Origin of the sequence: Chamaesiphon sp. OTE_8_metabat_110 (genome assembly GCF_031382685.1) — a bacterium.
GTDB lineage: Bacteria > Cyanobacteriota > Cyanobacteriia > Cyanobacteriales > Chamaesiphonaceae > Chamaesiphon.
Genome location: NZ_JANMZA010000021.1, coordinates 1 through 10106 on the forward strand (window position 1 = coordinate 1; position 10106 = coordinate 10106).

The window sequence follows — 10106 nt, forward strand, 5'->3', positions numbered from 1 at the left end:
TCTTTGGGCGTATTGTCGATGGCATTACTCACTTGGCGAATTTTTTTACTATTGAAGGTAAGTTGGAAGAAATATACACGGCGATTGCCGAAATTCACACCAGCTTGGATAAAAAATGTCAGTTTGCACCTATTACTCTACTTGTTCATGTGGGCGGTACCGATCGCCGGATTTCTGCTATCCAATTCATTTCGCCCCGATAATGTCAAGTTCTTTGGCTTGTTGCTGCCAGATCTATTTCCACAAAATAAAGCAATGGTAGACGTGGGACGCAGCTTGCATTTTTGGTTATCTTATACCTTTCTAGCATTTATCCTCCTTCACGCGATCGCGCAGTGGAAAGTAGTCCGTGCTAATTGGCGACGGTTGCAGAACTTTTTAGAGGTTAATCGCTAATCACCAAGTGCAGTCGCTGCTCAAGATCTAACGGTATCAAAAAGCGATCGGAGCAGCTCAAAACCTAATCATTCGATTTGAACATTATCCTCAAATTGTACCTGGCGATAAAGATCGGCGATCGGGATTTCCACACCAATTGATTCGAGTAACAGACGATCTTCTCGATCGTATTCTGATAATACCCATTGATTGTTGCGATCGCGTCTAAATACTTCTACCTTCGGGCGATCTACCTGAACCAGCACATATTCCTGTAACGATGTAAATTGACGATATCTAGCGAACTTTACACCCCTATCGATTGCTTCTGTCGAAGGTGACAATACTTCAATAATTAGACAAGGGAACTGGACGAGTTGAGCCTCATCGTCGCGCTCGTCGCATGTCACCACTACATCGGGATAGAAATACTTTTGCCCTGGCTCTACTTGAACCTTGACATCAGCGATGTACACATCACAATCACGATTTAGTAGAGCATCATCTAGGAGCCTAAAGAAGTTTCCCGAAATACGATTGTGGTTGCGAGTGCCGCCGCTCATGGCGACTACTTCACCATCCCAGTACTCATACCGTTCCTCTTGGGTAAGCTCCCATTCTAGATATTCCGCTGCTGACATGAACGAGCGATCGGGTAAAGCAACCATGATTTATGATGGGTGTACAGCTAAATACTTGAATCATATCTAATTTTAATACAATCGAAGTTCTACTCGTTCGCAAAGCGTACCGTAGGTAATCGACACTAAAAAAATGTACCGACTCGATCGAGTTAGCACATTCTCATAATTGCTAGTAAAATAACGACTATTAATTATTCGCCGTCCACTCGTTCCAATTGCCAAAGAATTTGGTTGCCTTCACGACGGACTCTAGAAACCATCCAATTGCGCCATGCCCACCGATCTCCGCGACTGGTGACAGCACTAGCATTGATATCCATCAGATCTGCCAGCTCAGAACTAGCAATTAGATAACCGCTTTTGGCGATTTCATCAGTAATTCGCAACGTATCGATCAGATGGTGGAGATGAGCGACGCGGACTTCGCGGGGGATATGTTCGGTACTATCGAGATGAATAGTCTGTTCTTCTAACATGGGGACAATCTGCAAATCAGAGGGAGAATGAATAGGTGTCACAGGATCTGAAGGGGTCTGTGCGACAGCAGACGGTGCTGCTATTTCCATTGTAGATCGTTGCCGCAAGTGTGGTGGCTGACCGCTCGAAAAGCCTCTGGCGATCGTATCACAGCGTTCGTTACCTGCATTACCAGAGTGACCGCGAACGTGCTGCCAAGACACGGGCACTTTGGTTTGAGCTTGAACTTGATTGTTAATCAGATCGAGTTTTTCCCACAAGTCTTGATTGAGAACATCTTTCCCCGCAGCAGTCTTCCAGCCCTTTTTCTTCCAACCTTTCACCCATTGGGTGATGCCTTTAATTAGATACTCACTATCGGTGTAGAGTACGCATTGTCCGGTTTGCTTGGTGCTGGCAAAAAATTGGAGTGCGGAAATTGCCGCTTGCATTTCCATGCGGTTGTTAGTCGTCGCGCCATCGCGACCGCCTAATTCATGGCAGCTCCCATCATCAAAATAAGCCACAGTGCCCCAGCCGCCGGGGCCGGGATTGCCAGAACAAGCACCGTCTGTATATAAGTTGGTAATTCTGCTCATCGATCGCTAGACTCCACGACGGTCTGGTAGATTAGCGATCTTCGGGAGTGTTTCTTCATTGCTGTCTAGCAAATTATTACTCCACGGATCTTCGGATTTGTAGTCCACTAATGTTGGTTGCGGTGGCGGCGGTGGTGCTGGTAGTTCTCTAGCTGGAATACTCGATCGCGTGTGGGCTTCGGGTGCTGGTGAGGGCGCAGGAGCTGGTGGTGCTGGAATTTCTGGTGGTGCAGGCGTGGTGGGCACTTCTGGTGGTGGTGCTGGAATTTCTGGTGGTGCCGTTGGTACTGGAGTGGGTACTTCTGGTGCGGGAGTGGGTGCTGCTGGCGTTGGCGGGTTTATTTCCCCAGCCGGAGTGAGATCGCCACTAATTTGTTGGACTTGTTGCTGCATTTGCCCGACAACGGTATTAATGATGATTTGGGGATCGGTCGTTTCGATCCCAAATTGTTCGGCTAACTCGGCAACTAAGCCCGGATCGTTGTGGAGCATGGCTGAAAATTCTTCGAGGGTGATCTCCTGCGTCCCACTGGGCTGTTCGCTGTCTGGCTGATGTGCTAGCGATCCTGGTTGTGACGGGGGGCTGGGATCGTCACTGGCAAGAAGTTCTAGTGGTACTTCATCAAAATTCCAATCTGGGCTGTCGATCGAGCTACCATATTGAAGCTCGAATGGCATCTGCCCGTCCTCATCTGATTCTAGATCGCTAAACTCCATAATGGGGAGCAAATTGGGATATGCTTCGGCTTGACGATCGAGTAGTCGCGCCCCATACTCGCCCGCGAGATCGCCAATTTCCCCACAGTCGAGCTGACCCAATTGCACCATTCGCCCTGCGAGTTCATAATTAGCCACAGGTGCGTCAAGCAAATTCCGACCGAATTTGTCAAGCCATTCGAGCCACTCAGATTTGCGGACGCGTTGCCTAATTTTATTAAAAAAGCCGATCGCGCGTGGTTGTTGCCAGCCATGAGCGACGCCTTCGAGCAACTGCATGAATAGATACTCCCGATCGGTATCATCTAAAGGTGGTAATTCGGTCGCAGGAATGCGGCTTGTCGCTTTACCCCCGCCAAATAACTTGCGGAACCACCTCACAAATGACTGCCAGATTTTCTTAAACATTTACAGCTTCCTTAGATGCACAATTTAGGTACATTCGATCTAGAGTATCTTAGAGAGTAGGGCTAGGTAAACAATCTCGAATGAGGTTGTTTCGGTCAGCTCGACCTCATCTTTATTTATCCCGCAGATGGCACACATACCTCTACATCATAAATATAGACCGCAAACCTTCGCCGATCTAGTCGGGCAAGAGGCGATCGCTACCACCTTAACCAATGCGCTACGTCTCGAAAAGATTGCACCAGCATACCTATTTACGGGGCCACGAGGGACTGGCAAAACTTCTAGTGCCAGAATCTTAGCCAAGTCTCTTAATTGTATGGCGAGTCAGGTACCTACAGCACAACCTTGTGGTAAATGTGCGGTGTGTAGCTCGATTTCGGTGGGTGCGGCGCTAGATATTATCGAAATCGATGCCGCTAGTAATACGGGTGTAGATAATATCCGCGAACTGATCGAGCGCGCTCAATATGCCCCCGTGCAGTGTCGGTATAAAGTTTATATTATCGATGAGTGTCACATGCTCACGACAGCGGCATTCAATTCGCTATTAAAGACTCTAGAGGAGCCACCCGCGCATGTAGTATTTGTACTGGCAACAACCGATCCGCAACGCGTCTTGCCGACGATTATTTCGCGGTGTCAGCGATTTGACTATCGGCGGATTCCTGTCGATGCGATGGTGAAGCACCTGACCTATATTGCGGGGATCGAAAGCATCGAAATTGCGCCTGCATCGGTAACTCTCATCGCCCAAATCGCTCAAGGTGGGTTGCGCGATGCCGAGAGCTTGCTCGACAGGTTGAGTTTACTCGATGGCGAGATTACGCCCGATCGAGTCTATGATGCGATCGGCTCGGTACCAGAACGCGACTTACTCGGTATTTTACAATCGATCGCCACATCCGATCCGGAAAGTCTGCTCGATCGCACCCGCACGATCCTCGAACGCGGCAAAGAACCCCTCACCGTCCTCCAAAATCTCGCTGGCTGCTATCGGGATCTGACGATCGCCAAAACCGCCCCCAAACGTCCCGATCTCGTACCACTAACGGGTGAAACTTGGACGGGACTGTGTAAAATCGCCCAAAGTTGGGAATTAAACTGGATTCTCGCCGGACAAAAGCACCTCAAAGATAGTGAAATCCAACTCAAACATACAACACAGCCCCAACTGTGGCTGGAAATAGCGATCTTGGGACTGTTAAATATTAGTAGGCAACCGTCGCCAGCAGTTACTCCCAGTGCCACAGCTCCAGCGCCGCAGCCTGTTTCACCACCATCGAGCGCCCCACCCAGTCACCCCACTACTCCGACACCGCCACCAGCAGCAACGTCAGCACCACCACCTGCGGCTACCACCGCCCCGATCGCCGCAAATGCCATCGACATCACAACTACCTGGGAACAGGTCTTACAGCAGCTTCTACCTGCCAGTAGAGACTTATTTAAACCCTTTGGCAAGCTGGTATCTGTCTCTGCCGAGCAAGCCGTAGTAGCGATGAAATCTAGTACCATGCAAACGATCGCGGCTAGCAAAGTCCCCGAACTCGCGAAAGTATTCAGTCAGATGTTCGGTCGCGATCTGACTGTCAAACTAGAAGTCATGGGCAAAAGTCAGCCCCAGTCTATTGCGGCATTGCCAGCAAAGCCCCCCGCCGTAGTGCCGCCACCACAGCCGATTGAGGCATCAGTCCCCGCGCCAGTGCCTTCTCCACCACCGCCGATTGAGGCATCAGTCCCCGCGCCAGTAACAACTCCGCCAGTCATGCCAGTAGCAGGGGAATATCTCACTGAAGAAGAAGAGATCGAAGATCTGAATGAGGAGCTACCCGAGTCACCCCCAGATCCAATCTCATCCCCAGCAGCAATACTACCAATTCAACAGACACCCGTCGTAAGCGAGCCGCAGATTCTAGTTGAGATCGAGCCGCCAGATCCGATCGCCAATTTCGCCGAGCAACCGATGGACTTTGCCGAGCCGCCGGATTCGATCGATCTCGATCGCGCGGCAAATACGTTGTCATTTGACGAGCAAGAAGATCCCGAAATCGAGCCACAACTCCAAGCGGCGACAGATAATCTCGTCAAGTTATTCAGTGGTGAAATTATCGATCGACATCACGAGCTGTTCGATAAGATTGTTGGTAATTAGAGGGTAGATGGGAGATGGTAGAGGGTAGGGGTAATGGGTAATGGGTAATGGGTAGGACGAATACTTAAGCCTAAAGCCCAAAGCCCAAAGCCCAAAGCCTAAAGCCTAAAGCCTAAAACCCAAAGCCTAAAACCCAAAACCTAAAACCTAGTTCCCAGCCTCCGCCATGAAGACAACTCCACCAGAGCAATCCAATCCCAAATCGACAGCACCTCAACCCTTATTGGTGCAATGGTGGCAAAAATGGGGTGAAAATATTACGATTTTAGTTCTGGCGGTGGGATTGGCTATTTTCATTCGGACGTTTGTCGCCGAACCGCGATATATTCCCTCAGAATCGATGTTACCCACATTAGCAGTCGGCGATCGCTTAGTTGTCGAAAAGCTATCTTATTACACTCATCCCCCCCAACGCGGCGATATTGTTGTTTTTGTCCCACCGCCACAGCTACAGGAGCAAGGCTACCTGGAGGATCAAGCATTTATCAAACGTGTTATCGGCTTGCCAGGTGAGAAAATTGCAGTCAAAAATGGTCGTGTCTATGTCAATGGAGAATTGTTAATCGAATCCTACACTGCCGAAGCACCTAGCTATGCGATGTCGCCAATGCTAGTACCTCCCGATCGATTATTCGTGATGGGGGACAACCGCAACAATAGTAACGACTCCCACGTTTGGGGATTTTTACCTCAAGCCAATATCATCGGACACGCTTGCTTTCGATTTTGGCCGATCGAGCGCTTGGGTGGGATGAGGTAGCCATCAAAAAGATCGATAATTAGTTACCTAACGATCGACCTATAGTATTAAACCCCGGTTTCCCTTAGCAACGAAGATCGGTGTGAGACGCTCGGTACTAAAAAAAGCTTGTTGAAAGTTGGCAGCTTAATTAACACGCTGTAGATAAGCACCACCAACTATCTCTACTAAAGATAACTTTGCTGCGATCGATCGGGCATCAGCCATTCGGATGAGTAATTACCCCAATATTGAACCTCTGTTCCCAAAGGTAGATTATTCTGGAACAGGGACTTTAAAATTTACTTTACTATTTCCCCTACTCTCTAATCTATAATTTCCATATGTATTATTTTCCCCAAGATCCGCCATACTTTATTTTAATTGCTGGTTTATTTGTTGGTATCGCTTGCGGTGCGGCTTTCGATGGTACTTTACGCCAAAATGTCAAAGCTTGGTCGGCAGATCGCAACAACGTTATTCTTGCCAATAGCGATGGGATCTCCTTGCGATTGCCCTTTCTGGGAGTATGTGTCGGGATTATCTTTTTTCTTTCGGCTGGCTTAGAAATTTTTGGATTTCCCACTTGGCTGGCATATAGTATCGCCTTTCCGCTGACACTACTGATTGCGATCTTGCTCTGGTTCCAACTACGAGTAGTATTCAGACAACTCGATCGCGGTGGTTCGCCTGCACTAGATTTGGACTCTTGGGAAGAGTAGTTTTAGTTTAGCTCTCGCAGCGATTAGGACACAGCGATTGAAATCGCCGCTCAGAATGCGAAGTCCGCCTTCGCGGACTAAGATAATAGTCCGCGAAGGCGGACTTTGTAATACTAGCCCCGATTTTAATCGAGGGCGGGGCTAGAACAGAGCAAATATCTTTAACCCGTCGGCGTAGTTTCAGTCGCTCCGCTAGGAGAAACTGACATTGATTAAAAAACGTTCTTCGGTTTTCACTCAGCATTAGTCACCAGCTTCTCCAATTCTGCCAGCGCTATTTGCAAGTCATCATTGACGATCTGGTAGTCAAACTCATTACCAGCAGCAATTTCTACTTTTGCTTGCTCCAAGCGCCGATCGATCGCCTCTGAAGTTTCTGTACCCCGCTCGCGAATCCGGGCTTCGAGCGTTGCAAGATCGGGTGGGAGAATAAAAATGCGTAAGGCGTCGGGAAAGATTTTAGCCACTTGTCTGGCTCCGGCTAGTTCGATTTCGAGAACGATCGATCGATCCAGCGCTAATTGAGCTTGGACTGGCTCGATCGGCGTACCATAATAATTGCCAGCAAACTCCGCCCATTCTAAGAGCGCCCCAGCCGCGATCGCCACCTCAAAGCGGTCGCGATCGTAGAAATAGTAGTGAACGCCATCTACCTCACCCGCGCGAGGCGCTATGGTGGTAGCAGAGACAGATAAATATAGTTCAGGATGGTTTGCCAGTAAAGCTTTGAGCAGTGTCCCTTTACCGACACCACTAGGCCCAGTTAAAACTATCAGTCTGCCCGTCATAGCTAGCTTGCTTGCGATCGAATTGGAACTCATCCGCATTGTACTCTCGATCGGGTGAAAATTAACTGGGCGTGACGTAGCGATGGACGACTGATAAATCATCACTGGAGACAGTCGAAATACAAGCTCTAACGGGATTGTCTTGTCCTTCCACTGCGACTCTACAAATAAAGCAAGCACCTCGCAAACAACCAGTCGGGATCGTGATGCCAGCACGTTCGGCAACATTGAGCAAGGGTTCGCCTGGTTGGGCGCTGACTGTGACTTTATCTGGTAAAAAAAGAACGGTTACGGGCATGGGGTAGGGGTAAGGGGTAGGGGGTAAAGGGTAGGGGGTAAAGGGTAAGAGGTAAGCTGTCCACTAAAACACTATCCACTATCCACTATTCACTAAAACACTATTTACTAAAACACTAGTAATTTTGTTGCGATCCAAGATGTGAGTTAGAGCGAATTGAGGATGTCGGGAGTGAGCATGGCGATATCGAGATGGGAGCGCTCGATCAATTCGATGTGGGATGCGCTCCCGACTAAAAACTGTAATGAGTCTGGCGCTTCGCTCCAATTACTCGCACACGCTCGTAGCTTTTTGTCGGTCAGTGCAGAAAACCAACCAGCGAGAAAACCAGCTTCGAGACTAAAAGTGCGATAAGTTGCATTGGCTTCGATCTCAGCTCCGCCACCGATACCCGAATTGGCGATCGAGACTACTAATAATCCGCGTTCGGCTAACTTAAAATCGACCGAGGGTCTACCCAAACCATGAACTGCCCACGCTTCTTGAACGTTGACAAAAAACTCAGCGGCGATCGTATCGAGGATCGGCTGGCGATGGTACTTCACCATATCCTGCATCACTCGATCGCAAAAAGTTTTGCCCCAGTGATTGCCGAAGGTATATAGAGCTAAATAGGAAGCTTCCCCCGCTTCAGCACGCAAGGTTTTGGGGATACTGCGCAGCAATAATTCTGGCACGGCAATCAAGCGATCGCCATAGCGAGTAGACAGCAATCCCGATGCTGGATGGGATTTGACGTAACCTTTGGGCGTAAAGCAATTTGCGGGGATAGAGATATTCGATTCGATCGACAGTGAGGTAGCCATACAAAATAAATTTCCTAGTTGAGACAGGCAAGCCAAACAGTAAATTGCGAGTGCAACTTACTGTTTGGCTAGTTGTTTTAATTCATCGATACGATCGTTTCTTGACCGAGTTTAAAGTAAGGTTGGAACAAGCTGGACTGTTCTTTGGGTAGTTCCGCACAGATGGACTCCAATAAATATTCAATCCCTTTATAGTTGTGCAGACCCATCGATTGAAGAATGTTTCTTTGCCAATACAGGAATCGATCCTTGAGCATTTCTTCATCTTGCAACAGCATCGCTAAAGCATAAGATCTCAGCGTCAAAGTCATATCGCGACGGCAGCGATCGAGATACGCTCCATCCATCGCCCGAGCGCCTGGAGCAGCTTTCTTCGGCTGCATGAGGGCGATCGCGCGATCGATAACTGACTTTTCTCGCTCTTGGAGTGCTAAATAAGCTTCTTTCCGCTCCGACCAAGAAAACATCGCATGTTCCAAATTGCGGAGATCTTGCTTGCTTGCATAAGCGCCATCTGCACCATCAACTAATGCTTCTAACAATGTAATCATTTTTCACCAATTCCATCTAAATAAAGTTTCAATAGTAGCGATGGCAAATGCGATCGCTACCGATTTTTAGTTCTAAGGTTTAATTCCTAGAAACATCGTAAGCTGGGGCAACTAAATCGGCTGCTTGAATTATTGTTTCTGAAGGAGTCTGCCATTTTATCTGTTCGAGTAGCTCCCCAACAGTAATTAATCGCGCTCGTTCCTGCTGCTCCAACTCGATATTTTGGCGTTCTAGTACTAGCTCTTGCTCTAGCTCCACTCGTCGCAGATGTCTTTGCTCTTGTTCGATGGCACGAAGCTGTCGATTCTGGGGTCTAAATAATACCCGCAATAATCTGACGACTCCGCGAATAAACCGGACTAAGGGATTTTTCTTTAAGCGATTATGTTTGCGACTTTTCATACGGCACCTGCGGCGATCGATAGTTCGGGATCGGGAGCGACTTCGCCAGCTTCAAAACGTTCGGCGATTTCATTAGCTTTGGCACCAGAAGAAATCCAAAATTCAGCAGCTTGGATGCGTTCTTCAGAGCCGATCAAAAATCGGCAAAAATCGTTGCCCATTGCATAACATTGAATCTCTGTACTGCAAAGATTTTGCTTGAAGGCAACACTAAAGAACCCAGCGAGAATACCAGAGTACAAATGACAAACTGGTTTGCCCACATATCCCAGGGTTTTGGCAACTGCCGAATCATATAAATCGACATAGAAAAAGCCACTTTCGCGATTGCTCAGATTGGGAGACCAAGTACCCCAGCCCTGAGCTGTATATGGCCACCACCATGTTTCCATCGCAAAAGCTAGATTGGATGTCTCCAGCGTCAAGTTATGGGATTCTTTAA

The 10106-nt window shown here is 48.3% G+C and carries 13 protein-coding genes; 4 read left to right on the forward strand and 9 right to left on the reverse strand.

Going from position 1 to position 10106, the window contains the following annotated elements:
• On the forward strand, positions 1 to 396 hold a 396-nt coding region (locus tag RMO52_RS00720), incomplete at its 5' end, for a cytochrome b/b6 domain-containing protein (protein WP_310410101.1).
• 68 nt (positions 397 to 464) lie between these two features.
• Here the strand turns inward: RMO52_RS00720 and RMO52_RS00725 are convergent.
• From RMO52_RS00725 to RMO52_RS00735, 3 genes are all read right to left on the reverse strand, one after another.
• Positions 465 to 1046, reverse strand: coding sequence for a Uma2 family endonuclease (locus RMO52_RS00725; protein WP_310410103.1), 582 nt, complete (start codon positions 1044 to 1046; stop codon positions 465 to 467).
• 167 nt (positions 1047 to 1213) lie between these two features.
• Positions 1214 to 2077, reverse strand: a complete 864-nt coding sequence (gene rnhA, locus RMO52_RS00730; protein ID WP_309742206.1) for a ribonuclease HI — start codon at positions 2075 to 2077, stop codon at positions 1214 to 1216.
• A gap of 6 nt (positions 2078 to 2083) precedes the next feature.
• Positions 2084 to 3202 carry a hypothetical protein gene (locus tag RMO52_RS00735; RefSeq protein WP_309742205.1) on the reverse strand — a complete coding sequence of 373 codons (1119 nt, stop codon included), beginning with the start codon at positions 3200 to 3202 and terminating at the stop codon, positions 2084 to 2086.
• 127 nt (positions 3203 to 3329) lie between these two features.
• Here RMO52_RS00735 and RMO52_RS00740 point away from each other — a divergent pair, with 127 nt between their 5' ends.
• From RMO52_RS00740 to RMO52_RS00750, 3 genes are all read left to right on the forward strand, one after another.
• Complete coding sequence (locus tag RMO52_RS00740) at positions 3330 to 5357, forward strand: DNA polymerase III subunit gamma/tau (protein ID WP_310410106.1); 2028 nt, start codon at positions 3330 to 3332, stop codon at positions 5355 to 5357.
• A gap of 166 nt (positions 5358 to 5523) precedes the next feature.
• Positions 5524 to 6117 (forward strand): signal peptidase I, encoded by a 594-nt coding sequence (gene lepB / locus RMO52_RS00745; protein ID WP_310410109.1) that lies wholly within the window; start codon positions 5524 to 5526, stop codon positions 6115 to 6117.
• A 323-nt stretch (positions 6118 to 6440) separates the two neighbouring features.
• Positions 6441 to 6818, forward strand: coding sequence for a hypothetical protein (locus tag RMO52_RS00750; RefSeq protein ID WP_310410111.1), 378 nt, complete (start codon positions 6441 to 6443; stop codon positions 6816 to 6818).
• A 233-nt stretch (positions 6819 to 7051) separates the two neighbouring features.
• Here RMO52_RS00750 and gmk read toward each other — a convergent pair whose 3' ends face one another.
• The 6 genes from gmk to RMO52_RS00780 all read right to left on the reverse strand — a co-directional run.
• Positions 7052 to 7606: a guanylate kinase gene (gene gmk / locus RMO52_RS00755; RefSeq protein ID WP_310410113.1), complete on the reverse strand. Its 555-nt coding sequence runs from the start codon at positions 7604 to 7606 to the stop codon at positions 7052 to 7054.
• Positions 7607 to 7667: 61 nt separating this feature from the next.
• Positions 7668 to 7904, reverse strand: a complete 237-nt coding sequence (locus tag RMO52_RS00760) for a 2Fe-2S iron-sulfur cluster-binding protein (RefSeq protein WP_310410115.1) — start codon at positions 7902 to 7904, stop codon at positions 7668 to 7670.
• A 146-nt stretch (positions 7905 to 8050) separates the two neighbouring features.
• Positions 8051 to 8710, reverse strand: coding sequence for a hypothetical protein (locus RMO52_RS00765; RefSeq protein ID WP_310410117.1), 660 nt, complete (start codon positions 8708 to 8710; stop codon positions 8051 to 8053).
• A gap of 77 nt (positions 8711 to 8787) precedes the next feature.
• A complete protein-coding gene (locus RMO52_RS00770) occupies positions 8788 to 9261 on the reverse strand; it encodes a phycobilisome protein (protein WP_309742070.1) in 474 nt (157 codons plus the stop codon).
• 79 nt (positions 9262 to 9340) lie between these two features.
• Positions 9341 to 9664 (reverse strand): hypothetical protein, encoded by a 324-nt coding sequence (locus RMO52_RS00775; RefSeq protein ID WP_309742071.1) that lies wholly within the window; start codon positions 9662 to 9664, stop codon positions 9341 to 9343.
• The coding region (locus RMO52_RS00780; protein WP_310410120.1) for a V4R domain-containing protein at positions 9661 to 10106 on the reverse strand (446 nt) is incomplete at its 5' end. The genes RMO52_RS00780 and RMO52_RS00775, both read right to left, overlap by 4 nt.

Coding starts and splice junctions, on each gene's coding strand:
- rnhA (WP_309742206.1), bottom strand. CDS start 2,077: ATGAGCAGAATTACCAACTTATATACAGACGGTGCTTGTTCTGGCAAT.
- RMO52_RS00775 (WP_309742071.1), bottom strand. CDS start 9,664: ATGAAAAGTCGCAAACATAATCGCTTAAAGAAAAATCCCTTAGTCCGG.
- RMO52_RS00740 (WP_310410106.1), top strand. CDS start 3,330: ATGGCACACATACCTCTACATCATAAATATAGACCGCAAACCTTCGCC.
- gmk (WP_310410113.1), bottom strand. CDS start 7,606: ATGACGGGCAGACTGATAGTTTTAACTGGGCCTAGTGGTGTCGGTAAA.
- RMO52_RS00725 (WP_310410103.1), bottom strand. CDS start 1,046: ATGGTTGCTTTACCCGATCGCTCGTTCATGTCAGCAGCGGAATATCTA.
- RMO52_RS00760 (WP_310410115.1), bottom strand. CDS start 7,904: ATGCCCGTAACCGTTCTTTTTTTACCAGATAAAGTCACAGTCAGCGCC.
- RMO52_RS00765 (WP_310410117.1), bottom strand. CDS start 8,710: ATGGCTACCTCACTGTCGATCGAATCGAATATCTCTATCCCCGCAAAT.
- RMO52_RS00750 (WP_310410111.1), top strand. CDS start 6,441: ATGTATTATTTTCCCCAAGATCCGCCATACTTTATTTTAATTGCTGGT.
- RMO52_RS00770 (WP_309742070.1), bottom strand. CDS start 9,261: ATGATTACATTGTTAGAAGCATTAGTTGATGGTGCAGATGGCGCTTAT.
- lepB (WP_310410109.1), top strand. CDS start 5,524: ATGAAGACAACTCCACCAGAGCAATCCAATCCCAAATCGACAGCACCT.
- RMO52_RS00735 (WP_309742205.1), bottom strand. CDS start 3,202: ATGTTTAAGAAAATCTGGCAGTCATTTGTGAGGTGGTTCCGCAAGTTA.